The organism is Vibrio mexicanus (assembly GCF_001012815.1).
Classification (GTDB): Bacteria; Pseudomonadota; Gammaproteobacteria; order Enterobacterales; family Vibrionaceae; genus Vibrio; species Vibrio mexicanus.
Genome location: NZ_JYJP01000127.1, coordinates 1 through 23422 on the forward strand (window position 1 = coordinate 1; position 23422 = coordinate 23422).

Annotated in this window: 18 protein-coding genes and 4 pseudogenes; 14 read left to right on the top strand and 8 right to left on the bottom strand. The window is 44.7% G+C overall.

Features of this window, described 5'->3' with window-relative positions; genetic code table 11:
- Positions 1 to 826: 826 nt before the first annotated feature.
- Positions 827 to 1723 (bottom strand): helix-turn-helix domain-containing protein, encoded by an 897-nt coding sequence (locus UA76_RS19280; RefSeq protein WP_047049522.1) that lies wholly within the window; start codon positions 1721 to 1723, stop codon positions 827 to 829.
- Between the two features lie 199 nt (positions 1724 to 1922).
- Here UA76_RS19280 and UA76_RS19285 point away from each other — a divergent pair, with 199 nt between their 5' ends.
- Positions 1923 to 3116 carry a sugar efflux transporter gene (locus UA76_RS19285; RefSeq protein ID WP_047049523.1) on the top strand — a complete coding sequence of 398 codons (1194 nt, stop codon included), beginning with the start codon at positions 1923 to 1925 and terminating at the stop codon, positions 3114 to 3116.
- A 44-nt stretch (positions 3117 to 3160) separates the two neighbouring features.
- Positions 3161 to 3298: a DUF2256 domain-containing protein gene (locus tag UA76_RS23210; RefSeq protein ID WP_075202605.1), complete on the top strand. Its 138-nt coding sequence runs from the start codon at positions 3161 to 3163 to the stop codon at positions 3296 to 3298.
- Between the two features lie 27 nt (positions 3299 to 3325).
- Here UA76_RS23210 and UA76_RS19290 read toward each other — a convergent pair whose 3' ends face one another.
- Complete coding sequence (locus tag UA76_RS19290; protein WP_047049609.1) at positions 3326 to 4045, bottom strand: SDR family oxidoreductase; 720 nt, start codon at positions 4043 to 4045, stop codon at positions 3326 to 3328.
- Positions 4046 to 4293: 248 nt separating this feature from the next.
- On the opposite strand from UA76_RS19290, the gene UA76_RS19295 reads away from it, so the two are divergent.
- Both UA76_RS19295 and UA76_RS19300 read left to right on the top strand, forming a co-directional pair.
- Positions 4294 to 5553 (top strand): DASH family cryptochrome, encoded by a 1260-nt coding sequence (locus tag UA76_RS19295; protein WP_047049526.1) that lies wholly within the window; start codon positions 4294 to 4296, stop codon positions 5551 to 5553.
- Positions 5550 to 7136 carry a cryptochrome/photolyase family protein gene (locus tag UA76_RS19300; protein ID WP_047049527.1) on the top strand — a complete coding sequence of 529 codons (1587 nt, stop codon included), beginning with the start codon at positions 5550 to 5552 and terminating at the stop codon, positions 7134 to 7136. Before UA76_RS19295 ends, UA76_RS19300 begins: the two co-directional genes overlap by 4 nt.
- A 54-nt stretch (positions 7137 to 7190) precedes the next feature.
- Here the strand turns inward: UA76_RS19300 and UA76_RS19305 are convergent, their stop codons facing one another.
- Positions 7191 to 8561: an L-serine ammonia-lyase gene (locus tag UA76_RS19305; RefSeq protein WP_047049528.1), complete on the bottom strand. Its 1371-nt coding sequence runs from the start codon at positions 8559 to 8561 to the stop codon at positions 7191 to 7193.
- Positions 8562 to 8809: 248 nt separating this feature from the next.
- Here UA76_RS19305 and UA76_RS19310 point away from each other — a divergent pair, with 248 nt between their 5' ends.
- Entirely contained in the window at positions 8810 to 9673 is an 864-nt protein-coding gene (locus UA76_RS19310) for a YdcF family protein (RefSeq protein WP_047049529.1), read from the top strand.
- A gap of 83 nt (positions 9674 to 9756) precedes the next feature.
- On the opposite strand, the gene UA76_RS19315 is transcribed toward UA76_RS19310, so the two are convergent.
- A complete protein-coding gene (locus UA76_RS19315; RefSeq protein WP_047049531.1) occupies positions 9757 to 10020 on the bottom strand; it encodes a putative hemolysin in 264 nt (87 codons plus the stop codon).
- Between the two features lie 172 nt (positions 10021 to 10192).
- Here UA76_RS19315 and UA76_RS19320 point away from each other — a divergent pair, with 172 nt between their 5' ends.
- Complete coding sequence (locus UA76_RS19320; protein WP_047049533.1) at positions 10193 to 11125, top strand: exopolyphosphatase; 933 nt, start codon at positions 10193 to 10195, stop codon at positions 11123 to 11125.
- 94 nt (positions 11126 to 11219) lie between these two features.
- Here UA76_RS19320 and UA76_RS19325 read toward each other — a convergent pair whose 3' ends face one another.
- Positions 11220 to 12236 carry a GGDEF domain-containing protein gene (locus tag UA76_RS19325; RefSeq protein ID WP_047049534.1) on the bottom strand — a complete coding sequence of 339 codons (1017 nt, stop codon included), beginning with the start codon at positions 12234 to 12236 and terminating at the stop codon, positions 11220 to 11222.
- 223 nt (positions 12237 to 12459) lie between these two features.
- Here UA76_RS19325 and UA76_RS19330 point away from each other — a divergent pair, with 223 nt between their 5' ends.
- The 3 genes and pseudogenes from UA76_RS19330 to UA76_RS19340 all read left to right on the top strand — a co-directional run bounded on the left by UA76_RS19330 (position 12460) and on the right by UA76_RS19340 (position 15443).
- Complete coding sequence (locus tag UA76_RS19330) at positions 12460 to 12891, top strand: hypothetical protein (protein WP_047049536.1); 432 nt, start codon at positions 12460 to 12462, stop codon at positions 12889 to 12891.
- Positions 12892 to 13232: 341 nt separating this feature from the next.
- A pseudogene (locus UA76_RS19335) lies at positions 13233 to 14110 on the top strand (NAD(P)-dependent oxidoreductase).
- A gap of 259 nt (positions 14111 to 14369) precedes the next feature.
- A complete protein-coding gene (locus tag UA76_RS19340) occupies positions 14370 to 15443 on the top strand; it encodes a beta/alpha barrel domain-containing protein (protein ID WP_047049538.1) in 1074 nt (357 codons plus the stop codon).
- A gap of 191 nt (positions 15444 to 15634) precedes the next feature.
- Here the strand turns inward: UA76_RS19340 and UA76_RS19345 are convergent, their stop codons facing one another.
- Positions 15635 to 16534, bottom strand: coding sequence for a LysR family transcriptional regulator (locus tag UA76_RS19345; protein WP_047049539.1), 900 nt, complete (start codon positions 16532 to 16534; stop codon positions 15635 to 15637).
- A 132-nt stretch (positions 16535 to 16666) separates the two neighbouring features.
- Between UA76_RS19345 and UA76_RS19350 the strand changes: the two genes are divergently transcribed.
- On the top strand, positions 16667 to 17044 hold the full coding sequence (locus UA76_RS19350) for a DoxX family protein (RefSeq protein ID WP_047049540.1): 378 nt from the start codon (positions 16667 to 16669) through the stop codon (positions 17042 to 17044).
- 52 nt (positions 17045 to 17096) lie between these two features.
- Here the strand turns inward: UA76_RS19350 and UA76_RS19355 are convergent, their stop codons facing one another.
- Positions 17097 to 18704: a polysaccharide lyase 6 family protein gene (locus UA76_RS19355; protein ID WP_047049541.1), complete on the bottom strand. Its 1608-nt coding sequence runs from the start codon at positions 18702 to 18704 to the stop codon at positions 17097 to 17099.
- A gap of 166 nt (positions 18705 to 18870) precedes the next feature.
- Between UA76_RS19355 and UA76_RS19360 the strand changes: the two are divergent.
- Positions 18871 to 20184, top strand: a pseudogene (locus tag UA76_RS19360) (IS4 family transposase).
- Between the two features lie 79 nt (positions 20185 to 20263).
- On the opposite strand, the gene UA76_RS19365 reads toward UA76_RS19360, so the two are convergent.
- Positions 20264 to 20983 (bottom strand): FadR/GntR family transcriptional regulator, encoded by a 720-nt coding sequence (locus UA76_RS19365; RefSeq protein WP_047049542.1) that lies wholly within the window; start codon positions 20981 to 20983, stop codon positions 20264 to 20266.
- 350 nt (positions 20984 to 21333) lie between these two features.
- Between UA76_RS19365 and UA76_RS19370 the strand changes: the two genes are divergently transcribed.
- From UA76_RS19370 to UA76_RS19375, 3 genes and pseudogenes are all read left to right on the top strand, one after another.
- Positions 21334 to 22050, top strand: a complete 717-nt coding sequence (locus tag UA76_RS19370) for a FadR/GntR family transcriptional regulator (RefSeq protein WP_047049544.1) — start codon at positions 21334 to 21336, stop codon at positions 22048 to 22050.
- A gap of 68 nt (positions 22051 to 22118) precedes the next feature.
- A pseudogene (locus tag UA76_RS23220) lies at positions 22119 to 22436 on the top strand (MATE family efflux transporter); the annotation flags it as partial.
- A gap of 5 nt (positions 22437 to 22441) precedes the next feature.
- A pseudogene (locus tag UA76_RS19375) lies at positions 22442 to 23272 on the top strand (heparinase II/III domain-containing protein); the annotation flags it as partial.
- Positions 23273 to 23422: the final 150 nt, after the last annotated feature.

Genomic DNA, 23422 nt, shown 5'->3' on the forward strand with positions numbered 1-23422 from the left:
AGAATTACAACGATTTCAGGCCAGCGATTTTCAGCGAGTGACTCGGATTTTGAACCAGACAAGCAAGCCGAAATGAGTTAACCAAGTGAGATGCGCTTTAGTTGACCATGAATCATTGTGAAGAAGCCCAACAAAAGCGCAGAGCCAGAAAACCAATAATTGAGAAGAAGTCTGGCATGTCGAAAGGCTAAACAACATAGAAAATCAGCCTGTTACATAACGCCTTGTTAACGGGCAAAAAACCAGTGTGCCATACTTTGAAGCGAAGCGGAAAATGGCATGCGTTTTTTGTCCCTGTTGAACAACTTGTTATGTTTTACCACAGGCAGCAGACTTGTTTGGCACTAAGCAGCGATGCCTATTGAGTTTTAAGAGTGTCATCACAGTACTCACTAGTGTGACCACCAAGTGCGCTGATTTTTAGTGGCACTACCGATATTTAAGCACCCACTTAGGCTTCAAATGAGGCAATAATGAAGAACTAAAATCGCCAAAGAATAGTTGTCCAACCATAGCCTTTTGCGAACTCAAATTGCCGAGAAGGGAAGGGGTAAGGGCTGAACTACTATAGTAATACACTGATTTTATTGATAGAACATAACGCTATCTATACGTCTTCGAGTTTGTCTATCCCAAACCGTACAGTCATTTTTCATGCATTTAAACTAAGATAACCTTGTCTGTAACTCAATGAAATACCGAAAAGAATAGTTGCGACGAAGCGCAATCCATAGCGGGATAGGCGTCAAAGTGATCGTTAACTCGGAATCGTTGGGAAAGTTAATGGAACTGTTTACTTATACAGTTAAGTCTCAGCCTCATCAACTCAGTTAAACTGCCTTCTAAACTGGGTCGGAGTCATATCTTTAAGGCCTTTGAATTGGCGGTTGAAGTTTGAAAGATTGTTGAAGCCAGTTTTCTCGGCAACGAGGGCAATTGGGTATTGAGTGCTGGCTAAAAGTTCGCACGCTTTACCAACACGGTATTGCTTCAAATGATCTGAAAAACTAACGCCATAGTGCTTTTCAAATAGGCGATAGGCTGAGCTTTCGCTAATGTGCAGTAGTTTACAAACATCGACGATTTTGATGGGTTCGCCATAGTGCTTTTCGATGTATCGCGACGCGCGTTCAATGCGCTGATTGTGCTCGGTGTCTTCTGACGGCGGCTTAATGTAGTAGGGGGACGAAGCCAACTTTTGTACCTTGTGGTCATCAGACAGCGTAACTAATATCTCAATTACCTTAGCCGCTTGGTATTGTCGGCTCATAGGGCCCATCTCTTTCATGGTAGAGGCCACCTTGGCGATGGTCTCAGGGCTAAAGGATAAGCCGTAGGCCGAGTTCTCTAATAAGCGTTTAAGTTGCCTAGCTTCAGGGATTAGTGCTTGGAGACGAACAAGCCATTGGTGCGAGAACCACAGAATAATAGTCTGATGATCTTCGACGATTTCTGAATCATCAGAACCAAAACTGCCAGCAAGCATGTGCGGTAAACCAGGGCCATACAAAAGGAGAGAGTTATGGGTGATAGGGCCAATGGCGTCACCTGCGTAATAGTTACCTTTGAAAGCATGCTTAGGATCTAGGTACAACACTAACTCATATTCAGCATGGTAGTGCCATGAGCAGGTGAACTCGTCTTTTCGAACGCGGCATTCATACTCCCGGTGGAGCCAATCGAAGTTTGATTCAGTCACCACATTTTCTTTAAACGGCTTCATACTAGGCTCTCAGTTCATCGGTAAGTCTCAGTTTATTGAGTATGAAAATTACGATGATGCTACTTAACTGTCAAAAAATAATATCAACGTTGACAGAAAAGTATCAAAATCGGCTTGAATATCATCATTGCATATCGAATGGATTCATTAACATACCCTCCCTAACAAACAGCGTAATTAATCAATTTGGAGGCGTCGCATGTTTAAAGACAAAACAGCACTACTGTTCGTGTGCATCTCATTTATTTGTGGTTTATGTGGCGCATTCTTCTATCCATTGTCGAGCTTGTTCATAGTTCAAGAGCTTGGTGCCAGCCCGATGATGTTGAGTGTGTATATGGTCGCTGCAGTGGGTAGTTCAGTAGCCGTTTCGCATTTCATAGCAAAGCAATCCGACAAGAACTGGAATCGTAAAACGATACTTGTTGTATCGTTGACAAGTTACTTTGTCACGGTCACGAGCTTTATATTTATTCGAGACTACTGGACAGCGGTTGCCTTAGTTGTAATCTTTGGTAGCGTGAGTGGGGCAGCGTTTGGTCAGTTGTTTGCGCTCGGGCGCGAATACGGTGATCGTTATGTAAACAACAGCGCGAGCTTTTTGGCTGTGATGCGTGCAGGACTTGCCATTGCATGGGTATTCGGCCCGCCAATTGCGTTTATGTTGAATGCTAAATTCGGATTCAGCGCGGCTTTTGCTGTTTCATCAGTTACTGTGTTGGCCGGTATTTTACTGGTAATGAAATTTGTCCCAAGCCAAGTAGTTACGAAAAAAGAGAAGTCAGAAGCGTCGGAAGTGAGCAAGCCGTTAGGCGCAAGGGTGATACTTTACTGTGTTATCTTGGTGTGTGCGTTTGGTGCAAACAACTTGTACATCACTAGTATGCCGCTCTATTTATCTCAAGAGTTGATGGTGAACCCTAGTTGGCTTGGATTGTTGTTTGGTATGGCGGCAGCCTGCGAGATCCCAGTCATGTTAACGGCGGGCCCTTTGGCAAACCGATTGGGGGCTGTGAAGCTGATGATTCTTGGGGCGTTAAGCGGCGTGATGTTCTTCTTAGTCATGCTATCGCAAACCAGTTTCATCGCCATGCTGTTCGCTCAGGTGTTTAACGGGTTCTTTATCGGTGTGTGGGCGACTATCGGCATGGTCGCTCTGCAAGATATGATGAAAGATCGTTTGGGTACAGCATCAACACTTTTCTCAAACATGTTGAGTGTGAGTACTCTTGTATCGAGCTTAGCTGTGGGCGTGATCGGTGAAATGTACAACTACTACAGTGCACTTTACGTGAGTTTGGCAGGACTCATCCTTTCTTTGGCCTTGCTCGTATTGTTTCAAATTAAGAGCAAACCAATATGCACAATGCCAACTCGAGCAGCGCAGAGTTAAAAACACAGTCTCGTTTGGAATGGCAGAATAAGGAACCTTTATTCATGAAGAAAGCACACCTCCCGAGCAAGACTTGCCTAGTTTGCCAGCGGTCGTTTGACTGGCGTAAGAAATGGGAGAAATGTTGGGACGAAGTGAAGTACTGCTCTGAGCGATGTCGTCGTAACCGTCAAAAGCGATGATCATAAAGACGATTCTTATCAGAGTTGTCACCAAGGTATTTCGCTGCCGTCATAGGCCAAAAACTTACCGTTAAAGTTGCTTTCATTCTGAAGGCAGCTTTTTTCTATTTGAGATATCAGGCATTGCGCCACATAAGCTGGTGTAAAGAGTTTTCCTTCCGGCACGTTGGCTTGGAAAGGTTTTGACAGGGATGTATCAGTGGTGCCGGGGTGAAAAGCGAATATGGCAGCCTTTTTGAAAGTCCGTCCCCATTCAATACTGATCGTTTTAATCAACATATTGAGCGCTGATTTAGACGCACGATAGCTGTACCAGCCACCGAGGCGATTGTCCTCAATGCTACCAACACGAGCAGACACGGTGACTAAACGTGGCTGTTCACTCTTCTTGAGATTTGATTCAAAGTGTTTGGCGAGCAGCAGAGTGGGTAGGGCATTAACTTGCATAGACGCCATAAACTGCTCGCTGCTCGTCTGTTTGAGGCGCTTTTCAGGCGTGAAATCGCTATTGTGAAGCATCCCGACTGCATTAATGATCCAATCTATGTGGCCTATTTGGGCCGCAAGCGCTTTGACCTCGTGCTCGCTCGTCACATCAAGAGGGTGCCAAAAGGTATTTTGACAGGCAGTGGAAAACGCATTGTTATTATACGTAGCATGTACTTCCCATTCAGGTTCGGTCGACTCAAGCAATTTCACCATTGCCGAGCCAATACCGCCGCTCGCTCCCAACACTAATACCTTCATGTGATGCCTCTTTTTTGTTTGCCACTTTGCCTTTGCTGAAACTCTGTCCATGATTACCGATGTGAAGAGCCCAAGAGTCCGCCTTGCAAAGTGCGTCTAATTTAACTGTTTAAATACAGAACGATAATTGATAAGTAATCGATCATTAAATCGTTCAACTTTCATACCTTTACCCAACTTTTTCAGTGAGCCAAAAACAAGAGTAGTGCGTATTGCCGTTACAATTTCTAATAATGGGAGAGCGAGCAATGGTCAAAGGATTGTTTTTGTTTTGCAATGATCTTCGTCTACACGACAACTCTGCTTTAGCACGGGCGTCGGCAATGAGTGATTCACTGCTGTGTGCCGCGGGTAAATGGGTCAGCCAATACAACCAACCGCCATTCGTTGGGCGTTTAGTTTATGGTCGCAATCGAGATGCTTTCTTTCAGCAATCTGTTAAAGCGTTATACGATTCGATGGCAGAAATAGGCCACCCATTACTGTGTGAAGAGTACATTAGCTTGCATTCTGTGAGCGAATTGATTTCTCGACACGCAATCACGCATGTGTTCCGAAGTGAAAACGCGGGCTGTGACGAAAACAACCTCTGGCAAAAGCTTGTAAACAGCCACCCTAATGTGCAGTTTGAAACGACTCCGAGCCACACTCTGTTTGCAAAAGACGAACTCCCATTCGAATTAAACGATCTTCCTGCCTCGTTTTCGAAGTTTAGGCGCGATATGGAAGCTCTAGAGATTTGCGAGCCATTAGCCGATATTGAGTCACTGCCACCTTCACCAATTCAAGCGATTGAATCGATAGACTGGGTTTGTGCGGATAATACCTCTCCCTTCATTGGTGGTGAGAGCGAAGGGCTCATTCATCTGAAGCAATATTTCTCAGGCTCTTGGCCACTGAGCTACAAACAAACCCGAAACGATCTAGACGGATGGGACTTTTCAACCAAATTCTCTCCTTGGCTAGCATTGGGGTGCTTATCGGTTCGAACCATAGTGGACTATCTCAAACGCTTTGAAATTAAGTTTGGCAGAAACGAGTCTACGGAATGGATCATGTTTGAGTTGTTATGGCGAGAGTATTTCCAATGGTATGCCCATAGTCACGGACACAAACTCTTTGCCTACGAAGGCATTAAAGACAATTCACCAGACACCAACCATTGCCCTCAGGCCCTAGAGAGTTGGATGAAAGGTCAAACGCAATATCCAATCGTAAATGCTTGCATGACTCAACTTAATGAAACGGGCTACCTTTCCAATAGAGGGCGACAGTTAGTGGCGAGCTGTTTAGTCAATGAGCTCGGGTTAGATTGGCGCTATGGGGCTCTTTATTTTGAGTATCTGTTGATTGATTATGATGTCGGTTGCAATTGGGGGAATTGGCAATACCTGGCGGGAGTGGGGGCAGACCAAAGGCAGAAAAGGCACTTCAACTTACAAAAACAAGCAGAGATTTACGATCCCGAAAACCGCTATACCAACCGTTGGTTAGGAGAGTGCCAATGAAGCTATCTGATTTGGAAGGAAAACAGTTTGACCGCATTCGACTTGTGCTTGGTGATCAGCTCAATATTTCCCACTCCTGGTATAAAGAGCCAAGAGCAGACACCATTTACGTGATAGCAGAGTTAAAACAAGAGACAGACTATGCCAAGCATCATATCCAAAAGCTATGCGCTTTCTTCGCAGCGATGGAAAACTTTGCCACAGCTTTGGAAAAGACAGGTCACCAAGTGCTTCATCTAACACTAGATGACACAAGCGAATATGAGGATTTGACCCATCTTATCAGTCATCTACGTAGCCGATTTGGCGCTGTCGTCTTCCAATACCAACGGCCCGATGAATATCGTCTCTTACAGCAGATGCGCTCGATGACTTCAAACAATGCAAATAATGCTACTTTTGATGTGTTTGAATTCGACACAGAGCATTTTTTGCTGCCCTTTGAAGAGATCGATCAAGAATTCAAAGCAGGTAAGCATAATTTGATGGAGTCGTTTTATCGTAAAATGCGCAAGCGTTTTGACGTGTTGATGGAAGACGGAAAGCCGTTAGGCGGAAAGTGGAACTACGATCATCAAAACCGCAGCAAGCTTAAAACCGGTGACATTGCTAAAATTCCAGCACCTCTTGTGTTCTCCACCCCAGTTGCTGCGATAAAAGATCGATTAGTTCGTCATAATGTGCTCACGATTGGAGAGTGCGGTGATGAGATACTCTGGCCTGTAAATCGACGCCAAGCCGTAGATCTACTGAATCACTTCTGCACTGTATGCCTACCACGATTTGGCGTGTTTCAAGATGCCATGACAGATCAAATCGAACATAAATGGAGCTTATATCACTCTCGGTTGTCGTTCGCCCTGAACAGCAAAATGCTTCATCCGATGCAGGTTATTCATAGCGCCATGTCGGCCTACTACAATGCGTCACCTTCAATTGACCTCGCACAAATTGAAGGATTCGTAAGGCAAATATTAGGTTGGCGTGAATACGTCCGAGGGGTCTATTGGGCCAATATGCCAAACTATATGACGCTTAATGAACTTAACGCGACACGCGACTTACCATCGTTCTTTTGGACGGGGGACACGAAGATGTCCTGTATGAAACAAGCCATTGATCAGTCGTTGGAATACGCGTATGCGCATCATATCCAGCGATTAATGGTGACGGGTAATTTCACCTTACTGGCGGGGGTTGAGCCGCAACAAGTGGATGATTGGTATCTCGGGATTTACATTGATGCTATCGAGTGGGTAGAAGCGCCTAACACCCGAGGAATGGCTCTTCACGCAGACGGCGGGATGATTGCGACCAAACCCTACGCGGCGAGCGGCAATTACATCAACAAAATGAGCGACTATTGCAAAGGGTGTCACTACAACGTCAAGGAGAAAACGTCTCAAGATGCGTGTCCGTTTAACAGTCTGTATTGGCGCTTTATCGAAACGCATCAAGACAAGTTCTCCAACAATCCACGCATGGGGATGATGTATCGCCAGTGGGAAAAGGTGGCAGACTCTGACAAGCGCGCCATTTTAGACAGAGCAGAGTCTTTGTTGGCAAACATCGACCAAATTTGAGTCAAATCATAACAGTCCGTGCTTTCTTGGCTGTTATATCACACTCACCAAAAGCTATTCACAAGGCGGGGCAAGGTGAATCATGGCAAGACCACCGAGAGAGGTCTCTCGATACTTTTTGTTCATGTCCTTGCCCGTTTGATACATAGTTTCGATGACTTTATCGAGGGAGATTAAGCATTTACTGGTACGTTTTAAGGCCATTCGAGAGGCGTTAATGGCTTTAACCGCGCCCATGGCATTACGTTCAATGCATGGGACTTGAACCAAGCCTCCGATGGGGTCGCATGTCATACCGAGCGAGTGCTCCATTGCTATTTCAGCAGCGATGCACATTTGTTCATTGCTGCCACCGCGCAGCGCCGTTAAACCTGCAGCCGCCATGGAAGAGGAGACCCCAACTTCACCTTGGCAGCCCACTTCTGCGCCACTGATCGAGGCATTGGTTTTGTACAAAATGCCAATCGCGCCTGCAACCGCGAGAAAATCTTTAAGCTGTTTGGTATCGAGCTCCTTAATGAACTTGTGGTAGTACATGAGTACCGCGGGAATGACGCCTGCCGCACCGTTAGTCGGAGACGTAACCACTTGTCCGCCGGCGGCATTTTCTTCACTTACCGCAAAGGCGAATAGGTTGATCCAATCCATGACTTCCATTGGGTCATTCTCAATTGACGCGTTTGCTTCGAGTTTTTTGAGCAAGTTTGGCGCGCGTCGAGTCACATTCAAACCTCCGTCAAGAATACCTTCGGTGTCAAAGCCTCTTTGCATACAAAGCGACATCACTTTCCAAATCTGATTGGCGCGTTGATTGATCTGCTCCATCTCATTAAAGCTGAGTTCATTTTGTAAAATCATACCGCCGAGGCTTAAACCGTTGGCCTCTGCGGCTGTGAGCATCTCTTCCGCCGAAGTAAACGGGTAGGCGACTTGGGTTGGCTCTTGCGAAGATCCTTCCCTAAGCTCTTTCTCGGTCGCGATAAACCCGCCACCGATTGAGTAGTAGGTTTCTTCCGCCACCTTTGAGCCCATGCTGTCGAAGGCGGTAATTCTCATGCCATTTTCGTGCATGGGAAGGTTGTCTGGGTTAAACAAGATGTCAGACTCGTAACTAAAGTCGATGGTATGGGCACTAGCCAGCACGAGTTTGCCGTCATCAATAGCACTTTGCATGGCTTCATTGGCGCTGGTCACCTTGATGGTGTCGGGCATATTACCAAGCAAACCTAGAATTACGGCACGATCGGTATGGTGACCTTTACCAGTCAAAGAGAGCGAGCCATACAGATCGACTTGAACGCGTTGTACACGGTTAATCTGAGTCCCTAGCAATCGAGTGAATTGATAACCCGCGATCATTGGCCCATTGGTATGAGAACTTGAAGGGCCAACGCCAATCTTGAAAATGTCGAAAATTGAAAGCATAAAACCGCCTATGTCATCGATGCTCTATGGTAAACTTGCCGTCAATGCAGCTCGCTAAACACTGCTGTTAAAACAACACGATACCTATTTCATTTGGTATGTTTATTGGTCTGTCTGTGTAAAAATTATAGCGCATAGTTTAGTTATTGAGTTTTTAGTAATTGAGTCATTCAGTTAATGATTCTTTAGTTAATGACCCTTTAGCTAATGAGCGTTTAGTTAAAGAGCCTTCATTTAGTGAGTAAGAGATGAGTATCCGTCAAGTTGTCATCATTTTAGGTAAGCGATTGCAAAACAATGTCCTGACATTAGAGGGTAAAACTCGCGTCGATGGACTGGTCAGTTTTCTTCAACACACGTCATTGAAGGTGGATGAAACGGCTTTGATGTTTTGTGGCGGTATCACTGATGATAATACTCGCTCAGAGGCAAGAGTGATGTATGACGACTATTTAGAGCGTTTGATAGAGTGTGAGGCAACGAGTGAACTAGGTTTCCCAGAAAGTCATATCATCCTAGAAGAACAATCCACCAATACAGTTCAGAACATTCAAAATGGCGCGAAAATGCTGGTGTCTAGCGGCCTTATTGCAAAGGGCGGCGAGCTTGATGTTATTTTCGTCTCTAACGATTACCATCTCAAACGCATCTTTGAGATTCAAATCTTATTGGACGAGCAGGGGCTGTTGAGGCTGTTGCAGACGCGGTGCCAGCAAGAGGGTGTAACCGTCAACATTTCTCTAGATACAGAAGATCACGTACTGATTCCGTATCCACACCACGGATTAAAAGCGAACTTGTTTTTGTTGATGGATGAGCTAACAACATATCGAGTCTATCTTGAAGGCGTTTGCGCCCAAGTGTTTGAACGCCCTTTGTCTGATGTGATCGTTGAGCCTCAACGTCGAGCATTGAGCGCGATTGAACAAGCTCGCGAAGATATTCAAGTATGCCCAAAATTTGAGTGGTTGTATAAAGACTTAGAGATGCTAGAACAGTGCGTCATCGAATCAGATGAAAACCAGCCTTTGACAGTGATTCGTAAACAGTTAGCGCGACTTCACCCGCTACTAACTCAGCTTAATCGCAAGCTTGATCCTGAGACTCAGTGAGCCGCCCAAGACCCCAAACCGCATACTAAAAAAGGGGCCTAAGCCCCTTATTGATGTATTACTTGTGAACAGTTAAAGCGATACTATTCTGCTTCTTTGTTCTCATGATGTGCGCGGTAGTACTCCCATTGCTCAACGCGTTCTTTTTCACCTTCTCCGTCTTCGGTCACGCAGTAAGTCATACGTCGGTCGTTCATTGTATCCATCTCTAGCTCACCGCCTTGTTGCACACAAAAGACAGAAGCAGGGTTTGTTAACGATGTGTATTCGCGAGAATCTTCACCGTCACTTACACAGCCAGCAAGCGCTGCGGCACCCAAAATAGCCAATAGATAGGTTTTTTTCATTTTTTTCTCCAAGAAACTCAATGAGTAGCATAGGGGAAGTATAGATGATGTCTCAAAACTATTGTTCTAAGTTTGTCAAAAAATGGCGAGTGTCTAAAATAAAATCAATAGGATATTCTAAATGTAATGCCCTCTCCGATGGACATGAACCGCAAGCTAAAAAGGAATTTAAATGTCTAACCAGCAATATAGACTCGTCACTCGCAGCGACTTCGATGGCCTTGTATGTGCAGTGCTACTCAAGCAACTCGATTTAATCAATGATATTAAATTTGTTCATCCTAAAGACATGCAAGATGGCATTGTTGAAATTACCTCCAATGATATTGTCACCAACCTGCCCTATGTTGAGCAAGCGCACCTCATTTTTGATCACCATTTGTCGGAAATGATCCGCAACCAAGGTGAGCGTAAAAACCACATCCTAGATCCAAATGCACCGTCAGCGGCTAGGGTAGTGTGGGAGCATTATGGTGGAACCGCTGTTTTTCCAGAGCGTTGGCTTGGCATGATGGAAGCGGTCGACAAAGGGGATTCTGCGCAGTTTTCTCGCGATGAAGTGCTTGATTCCACCGGTTGGAACTTGTTGAACTTTTTGATGGATGCGCGAACGGGCTTAGGCCGTTTCAGAGAGTTTCGAATCTCAAACTACAACCTGATGATGGATTTGATTGATTACTGTAAGAATCACACCATCGAAGAGATCTTAGCTCTTCCGGATGTACAGGAAAGAATTACCCTGTATCGTGAACATGAAACTCAGTTTAAAGAGCAGATCCAACGCTGTGCGACACTTCATGACAATTTGGTTTTACTCGATTTGACTGGTGAAGAAACTATTTACGCAGGCAACCGCTTCATTATTTATGCGTTGTTCCCACAGTGTAATATTTCAATCCATAAGATGTGGGGCTTCCAAAAACAAAACATTGTGTTCGCAACGGGTAAATCGATCTTCGACCGAAGCTCAAAAACCAATGTAGGTGAGTTGATGCTTAAATATGGTGGTGGCGGCCATATGGCCGCAGGTACTTGCCAAGTAGCGATCGATAAAGCGAGCCAAGTACAGCAAGAGTTGATAGCAAGCATTACCGCAGACGGTTAATCCAAGCGCGATTAACTGCTACGAACATAAGCAAAGCCCTCGATAAATATCGAGGGCTTTTTAGTGGTTCACATGACTAATTAGTGTATGAGGCCTAAAGTGGCATCACTCGGTTACGACCTAGGTTCTTCGCTTCATACAGCAAGTCATCGGTTCGTTGAATCAGCTCTTCAGCACTTTCTTCTTGATTGAATTCACACACACCAAATGATGCCGTGATGTTGCCGACTTGGGCACCCGTACGGCGGTCTTTAATTGATAGCTTTTCTACGCCACGTCGTAAGGTGTCGGCAAACTGTCTTGCTATACGCAACGACTTGTTAGGCACAATCAAAGCGAATTCTTCACCACCAAAACGATAGGCTGTAATGCCTTCTCGACAGCTCGTTTGAAGACGCTTGGCGATGCTCTTGATAACAGTATCACCAAACAAATGGCCATAAGTATCATTGAATGATTTGAAGTGGTCGATATCAAGAAGAATCAACGAGAGCTTCTGCCCCGATTCACACAAGGTGGTTAAGTCGTTATTAAATGAGCGTCGATTATAAAGGCTAGATAAACTGTCGAACAACGCATCTTTTTGTACTTCAGCCAGTTGAGACTTCAAGCGGCTGATTTCCTCGCTGGCATTGTTGAGCTGGCTATTTAAGTAACGCGTGGAGTGGCGAATATCGCGTGATTCTGCCACAAGCTTGCGAACAACTGTCATCACTTCTTCTAATGACATGCTCTCGCCATCAACGCGTTCAAGGTCAGCAAAGCTTTTGTCGATGACCTCTGAAAATTGAGAGGTGTCAGTGAGCGTGTCTGACATGGAGCTGGCCACTTCAGTGACCAAAATTTCCATATTGGCTTTGAGCTGGCTTAGATTAGTTTCAGCTTGGCTAGCAACAAATTCGTTGTAAAGGGTTTCATTCGTGGCTGGTGGGCAAACACCAAAGTTTTCAAGAACAGCATCCATCTCACGGTTCAACTTAGGAATCGCTTGGTCGACGTATGTATACCACAGTGCGTAGTTTGCCGGTGTCGCCGCGACATGATTTTTCATCATCAGCGGGACCGCTTTTCTAAGGTTGGAGGTAGATTTCTTAAAATCGTCGTCTTTCATTACTATACAAAGGCTTTGATATAAGTGTTTCGAATACTATTAGATTAGCGGATATCACTAATTGATGCCTCAAATATCGACAAATTTCTTAAGAAAAGCTAACTTTTCCTTCAGAGATTGATGAAATTTAATCCTTTGATTTCATGAAGTTTGTTATTCATGGAATCTATCTATTCAGTTTGAGATTCATCAACAAGAAACCTTTCGAATAGCGAGCCAAGTTATGAAAAGTGAACAGATCCTCCAACAGCTTTTTTTAAGAGAAACCCAAGGTGTGCCCATTCTCGACTATACAGAGCTGTCAAAAGCCACAATTGATGAAGATACTTTCACCGTATGGCAAAAACAGAAAGGGGAGTTTATAAGTCAGGATGTGAGCGCATCGCACTGGATTAAAACGTGTACTGGTGGCTATGTAACAGAAGTCATCTTTCATCAAGATGGGCGATTGGAAGAGTACACCTTGTTTGAACGCCTAAAAACAGTGGGTAGTTGGCGAATCGAGTCAGGCTTTTTAGCGATTGAGATTCATAAAGGTGACAACACTTACACGTTTTACGTGGTGAAAAACAGCGAGCTCAACATTCATTCTGCTATCGAATACAAAAATGGTGAGCTGCATTCCTATCTAAAGCTTGCGCCTATAAAACCCTAGGGCTGAAAAATCGGTCACATAACAGTTTGTTGCTTTACCTCTTTACTGTTAACTAATAGCGACCGACTTCAAATCATACAAAAGCAGTCATTTATTGACTGCTTTTTTCATGGACTTAACTCAGGTATTGCCCCTGTTCTTAAACTTGACACTTTCATGAATCTCACGTTCAACCTTAACAAGTCGCCTATAATTAAGGCAGATAACCAAAGATATTCGGCTTTTCTAGTGATGTAAGTCATGTTTCTTACTGACTTGCTCAATTTGTTTTGCAATTTTAAAAAATGCACAGTATTCCTCATCTTAATTGATCATACAATAATATCTAAAGAGGGTTAAACATGACTAAACCAGTTATCGGTTTCATCGGTCTTGGCCTTATGGGCGGCAACATGGTTGAGAACCTTCAAAACCGCGGATACGAACTAAACGTAATGGATCTAAATGCAGACGCAGTTGCAGCATGTGTTGCTCGCGGTGCGAAAGCTCCAGCTACAGCTAAGGAATTGGCGGAAAACTCTGATATCGTAATGCTATGTCTAACAACGTCTGAAGTTGTTGAGAAAACTGTTTACGGTGAGGAAGGTATCCTTGCAGGTATTAAAGAAGGCGCAACGCTAATCGACTTCGGTACTTCTATCCCAGCGTCTACTAAGAAAATCGGTGCTGCTCTTGCTGAGAAAGGCGCGGGCATGATCGACGCTCCACTAGGTCGTACTCCTGCTCACGCTAAAGATGGTCTACTAAACATCATGGCAGCGGGCGACATCGAAACGTTCAACAAAGTTAAGCCAGTTCTAGACGAGCAAGGCGAAAACGTATTCCACCTAGGTGCACTAGGCTCAGGTCACGTAACTAAGCTTGTGAACAACTTCATGGGTATGACAACAGTTGCGACTATGTCTCAAGCATTCGCAGTTGCTAAGCGTGCGGGTGTTGATGGCCAACAACTGTTCGACATCATGTCTGCAGGTCCATCTAACTCTCCGTTCATGCAGTTCTGTAAGTTCTACGCAGTAGACGGCGAAGAGAAACTAGGTTTCTCTGTTGCAAACGCAAACAAGACCTTGGTTACTTCCATGCTCTTTGTGAAGAGCTAGACACTGAGTCTCTAATCGCTGAAGGTACTTCTAAGAGCCTACAAGCAGCAGTTGATGCTGGCATGGGTCAAAACGACGTACCAGTGATCTTCGATTACTTCACCAAGCTTGAAAAGTAAATGCTTGAAAAGTAATCGCTAGAAAATAATCGATTGAAAAGCCCCGTTGGCATAGCTTACGGGGCTTTTTGTTTTCCATTAAAGTGATGAAATCGCACTTTATTTACCAACAAATTGATCTCACTCAGCGATACTGTCATCAGTGGCCTAGCGCCTATTTTCAACAAAATACGCAAACGTTAAAATCCGCGCAGTTTAATGCCCAAGCGACCACAAGAAGCTTGGTTATATTTTGGCACATTTTAGGAAAAGGCTTCTGATGACTACACCAACTCAGTTCGAACTCTATGACATTCTCAAAACTTATGAGGACAACTATCAAAACGGCCCGTTCTTTGATGCTAAGATTCCCGCGCGTCCCGCAGTAAAACAGACGCACAAAATTTTCGATTTCGACGTAAACTCTCGCCTTGGTGTTCCTGCTGGTCCGCTTCTAAACAGCCACTGGTGTGATGTATACGCGCAGCTAGGCTTTGATATTCCAGTTTATAAAACGGTACGAAGCGTTGAGCGTGCTTGCCATCCAGCACCAAACTGTATTTTCCTAGATACAGATAAGCAGTTTACTAATAGTGAGATCAACACCGAGATTCAACCAGGTTTACGCCCTCAATTGGATGAGCAAATCACTATCACTAACTCATTCGGTGTTCCGTCATTAGCCCCTTCTGTTTGGATGAAAGACATCGAAGAAGGCAACCGTAAGATGGGTAAAAACCAGCTTATGATCGTTTCGGTAAACGGTACGCCCGGTTTAGCAGAGCGCGACTTAGTTGAAGATTACGGCTATGTATCGGCAATGGCGAAAGAAGCAGGCTCCAAAGTCATCGAAGTAAACTACTCTTGTCCTAACCTTGGCGGCAGCAAAGAGGGTGCGCTTTTCTCAGACCCAGAAAACTCTGCTCTCGTTTCGAAGAAGATTCGTGAGTCGATTGGCGACACACCGCTACTCATCAAATTGGGTTGGATGCCAGCAGAACAGTTAGAAAAAGTAATTGAAGCTAATCGCCCATTCGTCGACGGCTTTGCGGCAATTAACACGATTCCACGTCAAGTTATCACTCCAGACGGCAAGGCTGCACTTCCGGGCGAAGGTCGTCTATCGAGTGGTACTTGTGGCTACGCGATTGGTAACCTTGCAGAAGAAGTGACGCAAAATCTGATTGATCTGCGTACCAAATGGAAAGACGATTTCGTCATTTGTTCGGTTGGCGGCATGATGAACGCTGAGGATCTTCACCGCCGTTTGGATATGGGTGCAGACATGGTAATGAGCGCGACAGCGGCAATGTGGGACCCATACCTAGCGCAGAAATTCCACGAATATAAGTAATCGGATTAGTATTTAATGACAAAGACCCCACCAGTGAATCTAGTGGGGTCTTTTTTGTCCTTTAGCGTGATTAAGATTATATGCTTGATAGCACGATGAAATATTAGATTTTTTTGCTGGGAACTTAATGCGCGTTTATGCGGCTGACTGGAAAAATGATTAAATACTGAGCCCTAATCTCTATTAGGGGCTCAGTAGTTCTCATTAAACATTAACCCGCAAGATTGAACGAGGTGGTCAATGAAATAGCGGACTCGCAGTGGCGTGTAGTCGGATTGTTTGTAGATAGCGTACATTGGTAGCGACATGCCGTTGTAGTCATCGAGTATGGTGGATAGGCGATTGTTCTTAATCTCATCTTCGACCATCCAACTGGGTAATGCGGCCACTCCAAGCCCCTTTATGCACAAACTCAACAAAGTATCGGCATTGTTGCTGCTAATACGACTCTTAACTTTTTGCTTGGTGATCTCATTGTCTATTTTGAAGAACAAATGTTGCGTGTCGGACAGAGCGTAAAGCAAGCACTGATGCGCTTCTAGGTCGTTTGGATGAGAAGGAGTGCCAAACTTGGCAAGATAGCTTGGGGAGGCAACGGTCAGGGCTTTGTTTTCAAATAGGTAGCGAGCCTTGAGTTGCGAGTCTTCAAGTTTATGTGCTCTTATTGCGATATCGATGTCGTCTGCAACTAAGTCGGAAATTTTATCACTGAGCGTCAGGTTAAGGCTGATTAATGGGTATTGTTGATTAAAGCTCGCTACGATTTCAGGCAACAATCTTTGGCCGAAGGCGATTGGAGCCGAGACATTCAGTCTCCCGCTTAGTGTTTGTTGTTCATCTAATAAATCGCCTTCAATGTTATCAAGTTCGGCCAGAAACTTAAGAGAGAATTCGAAGTATCGTCGGCCTGCGTCAGTCAGTTCTTGTTTGCGGCTGGTTCGATAAAGCAGAGGAACACCAAGGTTTTGTTCAAGGGCAGCTATTTTCTTACTCACTGAACTTTGCGTTGTATTGCTTTCCACTGCAGCAGCAGTAAAGCCTCCTAGTTGAACGCTTCTCACAAACAAACGCATCGCACCAATCTTGTCCATATCGCCAACCTATACATGTCATTATCTATTCCAAAATGGATTAGGTAGTAGTCATTATAGGTTGTATATCGTAGTCATTGGAATAGTTATAGTGTGGACATGTTTCAAGCAACACATATTTTGGAGCGCATTATGTCTCACTTAACACCGATCTTAACCGTTATTCTTATCCTGTTTTTTACCTTCGCAAGTTCAATTAAGTTGTTGGGCTGGCAAAAGTACATTTTTGATACTCAATTAGCGTTCTTTGAAAAGTATGGATTGAACCGTCGCATGATGGGGCTGGTTGGAGTAATTGAACTATCGGCGTCACTGCTATTGATCCTAGCATTGAGCGGCAGTAACTTTAACCTTGCGAAAGAGATGGGTGCGTCTTTGATTCTGGTGACATCGATAGGCGCGATCTTCTTTCACTTACGTTTCGACACATGGCGAGATGCAGTACCCGCTATTGTGACAGGTATTATGTCGGGTTTGGTTTTAATTCAGTCGCTTGTATTGTTGTGGTAAGGCTAATAAAGGTTCTCCGGTGAGTTGCCAGAGAACCTCAGTGCGGCCTTGATTACTTAAGCTTTTGAGTATTAATTAACTTATAATCTGGGCCTGCAGTTTCGGCTGTGATGATTCTCAGTTCATCCACATTCGCGCCCGTGCCTTCGTAGCTATTGAAACCACCAACGGTTGTTACAGTCGGCAGGGTAGTTGAGTAATCACCAAGCTGCTCGGCTTCCGTTACTGCCCCTGCATAGAACTCATTTGCGTAGCTTGGATTAACCAGTGGGTGGTCGGAAGTCGCACGTACGCTAACAAACTCAGGGTTTTGCGTGTTATCAATCACGTTGGAATCAAAGTCTACATTCACGCCAGTGTAGATAGTTTCAACGATATCGTTATTAAACAAACTAACACGGTGGGTTTGGTTACCGTAAACAAAGCCCCACTCAGTATCAATGAGAGTGTTATTGTTGATGGTGATGTTCTTTGGTGTCGACTGCTTGTTTAGCTCTTTACCTTGGACCTCGTGATCGAGCACTTCGTTGTTTTCAACATCAATGATGCCAGTATTAATAACAGCACCGCCGCGCAAATCCGCATTACCTTCGATCAATCCATCACGGCCACGCGTGCCAGAAATATAGTTGTTTGAGATCACATGATCTTCATCGTAGATGCGAATACCGCCTGTCAGGCGTTTCTCATTACCCAATATAACATTGCTGTCGACGACATTGGCTTTACCGTGACGCAAAGAAATTAAAGCGGCACTTTCAAAGATGGTGTTGTTGGCGATGACATTTTCGCCGGATTTGATTGAGATAAGCTCGCGCTCGCCGTCCATGTTAATCATTAAGTTATTAACAAACTGAGACTGAGAAGGGAACTGCGAAGACTTAGAATCGCCAATTCGAATCGCTTCTTTGATATCGAGTTCATTGAACTGATTTTGTTGCTGGTCTAAGAAAAGATTATCGGCGAATAGGTGGTTATCTGCCGTGTCGTCAGGCTTTTGAACACCAATCAGCGTGCCACGTTTCTGTTTACCTTCAAAGCGGTTGTTAAGAACTTTTCCATCTTTGCCCCAAAGCGACAGCCATAGGTAGCGAGGGTATTCAGAGCGGCGTTCATCTGGCTCATGTTCGTAATCGTGATTGAAGTAATAGAAGGTGGAATTCTGTAGCGTGTTTCGGTCACCCATCATTCGAATCGCGCCAAAGCGTTCAGCCGGACCACCTTCAGTGAACACCAAACCGTCTACGGTAATGTCATCACCTTCAAGAACCAGCTGTACTAGACCTGTTAACCACGCTTCACCAGCGCTGTAAGCTTTGATTGTTAGGTTGTTTGCGGTCACTGTAACAGCACCAAGGTCTGCGTATTTTCTCGGTGGTATTGTGACAATGTCACCATCATGTGCATTTTCGATTGTAGCTTTAAGCTCAAGAACTTCCGCTTCAGATGCGGTGGTCAGTTTTAAACCATCAACGGTTGTTAGGCGGTTGGTCGCCATTAAGTAGTCACGGGTAATGTCCGTTACCAATATTTCAGAAGTCGTTGTGTTGGTGGCTTGAGTTTGTTCAGTCTGAGGACTTTGATCAGTGTGTTGAGCAGAGCAAGCCGTCAGGCCAAAAATAGAAGTAGCGATTAGGCCGGCTAAAAGGGTCTTTTTCATGTCTATTCTCTTAGTCATGCAAGTTGTAAAATAAGGAGGAAGCTTATTTTTATGCAAGAAAGGCGGCCGCATGGGCTAATGCCGATCAGTTAACAACGAAATGATCGGTTGAACGATCCATTCAAAGTGTCAAAATCCGAGTGTATTCAATGCACTCGGATTTTTTATGTTTTTAGGACAGGCTCTTAACCAAGTTCATCATTTCTCTGCAGAGCAACTTTCGGGCTTATCTGATCTGCTTTCTCCAGAACTCATTTCCCAGTGTTTGGAAGATACCGGAATTTCGACTATTCGTAGACGAAGGTTACCAATGGAAATGATGGTTTGAAGTGTTATCGGGATGTCTCTGTATCGCCACTTGTCCATTGAGAAGGTTGTCTCGAAGTTGGACATTCTTCTCCCAGGCAAGAAGCCATTTGTTGCTACTAGTGCAGTAATCCAAGCAAGGCAAAGGCTGGGCTCCGATGTCATGAAGTCTGTTTTTACTCAAACTCAGAAACTCTGGAATGACAAAACGCCCCATCCAGACTGGCATGGTTTAACACTTCATGCAGTCGACGGCGTCGTCTGGCGAACTCCTGATACTAAAGATAATGATGAGCGCTTCAGTCGAACTCGGAATCAAAAGTGCTCGTCCGAATACCCTCAGGTCCGAATGGTCTGCCATATGGAGCTGACAAGTCACCTTGTAAATAGTGCATCGTTCGATTCAACGTCAAAGAGCGAAGTGGACTTAACTACGAAACTCATCGAACACTCTCCCGACCAAAGCCTAACTATCTTCGATAGAGGTTTTTATGCCCTAGGACTATTGCACCGCTGGCAGACAACAGGGGTAGACAGACATTGGCTTATTCCAATGCGTAGAGGAGCCCAATACACAACGCTCCGTAAATTAGGGCGTGGGCAAGAATTGGTCGAATTAAAGCTATCCCCTCAAGCTAGGAAAAAGTGGCACGATGCACCGGAAACACTAGAAGCTCGGTTGATAACTAAGACTATTAAGGGCAAGGAGGTAAGGTTGTTAACCTCGATGACTGACCCTTTACGCTACCCAGGAAAAGATATCTCGGAGCTCTATGGTCATCGATGGGAGATAGACTTGGGCTATCGAGAAATGAAGCAATACATGCTCCAAAACAACCTGACTCTAAGAAGTAAAAAGCCTGAGCTAATAGAACAAGAACTGTAGGGAATGTTGTTGGCCTATAACTTACTTAGGTTCTTAATGTGCCAAATGGCCTACGACCAAAACAAAGTAATGCCTTACCAGATAGGCTTTAAACAAGCTTCGCTGTTTTTAATAGGACAGTTACAACTCCTTCCTGCCGTCGCACCTGGAAGAATTCTAGAGGTGATGAACTATATCCTAGATATGGCTGAGAGTTTTACGTTGCCAGAAAGGCGAGCTAGAAGCTATCCGAGAGCGGTAAAAAGAAGGCCCAGTCGCTATGCGACCAGGCCCTCCAAAACGTGTTAGATGCTTCTTAACTTACAAGCATTACGTCGATAGACGTGCCTTTTAGAATTTAAACTGGTTTAAGCAGGAAGTAGCGTGCTTAGCTTGCTTCTGGCAGGCGGTGGTTATGCGCCATTAGGTGCTGAGCAGAAGCAGAACGCGCTTTGTCTGCATTGCCTGCCATAATGGCATCGTAAATTTGACGGTGCTCGTTGATACACGTGCTGCCTTCTTCTGACGAGTGGGCAATAAAGTTAACAAACATCGTTGTTAGGATGTTGCCAAACGGAAGGTAGAAGTCATTGCCCGTTGCGTTGAATATTAGGCTATGGAATTGCATGTCCACTTCCATCCATTTAGCTTGGTCAAAGGTATCAGCTTCCGCAACTTCAACCATTCGTTGGAAGGTTTCTGACAGCTGTATTCGTTGTTCAGCCGTAGCATGTTTTGCTGCAAGGGCACAGGCTTCAGGTTCAATAGCTTTACGTAGGCCCAAGAACTGAAAACAGAATTGGTCGGTGTCTGCCAGTCCGTCCATCCACTCAATCAGTTGAGGATCGAGGAAGTTCCAGTAAGCGCGATCAATGATGCGAGTGCCAACTTTAGGGCGAGACTCTAACAAGCCTTTTGAAGTGAGTAGTTTTACTGCTTCGCGTAGAGCTGTGCGGCTGATTCCGAATTGCTCACACAACGCCATTTCGCCAGGGAGGATAGACCCCTCTGGCAGCTCACCAGACAGGATACCACGAGCGATTTCCCTTGCTACTTGAACATGGAGGCTACGTTTGGAGCCGCCAATTGAATTGAATGTACTTGCCATAGTGTAGTTTGCTTATAATGTCTTATTTAATCCAGTATAACACTGCCTGTTTATGCCACGAAACAAATATCTCTCTAAAACGTTATTTTATTCAACTTATAAAATAGCGTCAGAAGTATACTTTGATTTCTTTGATTTCTTTGATTTCTTTGATTTAAATTTTGCATGTTTGTGCGGAGTTGTAATCGTTATCAGGGCTTAGCCATGCGTTGAGAACCGAGTCTCGATGGGGATCTACATCACACTATGGTTTAAATCACAGCGAGTGAGTGTGCATACTTGCCCTAAATCAGTTGAGCTACTTATGTGATATTGTATTATTAATTAACGTTCACTTTCGAGGCAAACTCATGGCTACTTTTTATCTTGTCGAGGATTCAAGTCGTAAAATCCACGTACAAGTCGCAAGACAAATTGCGCGACAAATTTTATCGGGTGAGTTATCCGAAGGAGAAAAGCTGCCGAACGAAGTGGCCCTTTGTGAGGCGTTTGGCGTGAGTCGAACGGCGCTTCGAGAGTCGACAAAGCTGCTTTCGGCAAAAGGCTTAATTGAATCGCGACCGAAAGTAGGCACAACAGTTCGCCCAAGAAGTCATTGGCACTTTTTAGATCCACGGCTCTTATACTGGATACAAGATCTTGAACAAAACCAAAAGTTTCTTGCTCAATTTCTTGGCCTTAGAAAAGCCATTGAACCTGAAGCATGTGCGTTGAGTGCAGTTAATGCAACGGCTGCACAACGCAAAGATCTATCGGTAATCATTCAAAAGATGAGCATGGCCGCAGAAAGTTTTGATTATGCAGAGTGGACGATCAACGACCACTTGTTCCATCAAACCATATTCTTGTCGACAGGTAATCAGTTTTACCTGCCGTTTGGCAATATCCTCGATACGATCTTCAAGCAGTTCCTTGGCGAGTCTGCAGAAGGTGGACGCTTTTGTTTAGCTGAACATAAAGCCATCTATGATGCGATCATGGCTGGGAGTCCTGATGATGCAAGGCGTGCTTCGCAAGAGCTGCTGCAAGACGATAATCAGCGGCTATCACAAGTCACCTACGCTTAATCACTTTATGTTTTCTACTAACTGCCTATTTTTAGGCAGTTTTTTCTTTTAGAGGTCATTATTTTTCGATGTCTACCACGCGATCCTACGCTAAAAAGAACCTTTCTTTAACCTGGCCACTTGCTCTCAATGCGTGGTTAATGCAGTCCATGTTGATGATAGATACCTTACTGGTTTCGCCTTTGGGAGAAATCTCATTAGCTGCATTGGGCATTGCGACCACCATCGTCGCGTTTGTTATGGGTATTCAAATGGCGTTGGCGAACGGTACTCAGCTGGTATTGAGCAGGGCGGTAGGCTCGGGTGTGAATGCATCAATCAATCGTGGGTTCTGGGCTGGTATGAGCATCAACTTTTCAGTGGCATTACTGTTCTGGGGATTGATTCAGATGGTTGGGCTGCATTCCACAACAAGATGACTGAGCGTGATAACCACATCCACATGGTATTCAAGTGTTCACCATTTGGTTCTATCTCACACTCACACGGTGACCAGAACGCGTTCACACTGCACGCATTCGGTGAAACGCTAGCTGCGATCACTGGCTACTACGGTGGTTTCGGTGTTGACATGCACACTAAGTGGCGTCGTCAAACGTTCTCTAAGAACCTTCCTCTATTTGGTGGTAAAGGTCAGTACGGTGAGAACAAAAACACGGGCTACGAAGGTCACCAAGACCGTTTCTGTATTGAAGCGGGCGGCAACATCACTGATTTCGATACTGACTCTGAAATCAAGATGGTTGAAGGTGATGCAACAGCATCTTACAAATACTTCGTTCCAGAAATTGAGTCTTACAAGCGTAAGATCTGGTTTGTGAAGGGTAAAGTATTCGTGATGCAAGACAAGGCGTCTTTATCTGAAGAGAAAGACATGACTTGGTTAATGCACACAACATTTGCAAACGAAGTGGCTGATAAGTCATTCACTATCCGTGGCGAAGTGGCGCACCTAGACGTGAACTTCATCAACGAATCTGCAGATAACATTCAGTCGGTTAAGAATGTTGAAGGCTTCGGTGAAGTAGACCCATACGAGTACCAAGATCTTGAAATCCACCGTCACGTTGAAGTTGAATTCAAGCCATCGAAAGAGCACAACATCCTAACGCTTCTTGTTCCAAACAAGAACGAAGGCGAACAAGTGGAAGTGTCTCACAAGCTTGTAGGTAACACGCTAGAGCTAACTGTTGATGGCGAAACGTCTGTCATCGAGCTGTAAGTCTCACCACTTTAGCTAACACCGCTAACTATACAAAAGGCTTTGAGTGATTGCTCAAAGCCTTTTTGCAATTGGAAACGTGCAGTTATCGATTGATGAGTATTAAGTTTCCATTGTGACTTGTATCGGTAACCCTGATACCATAGCGCG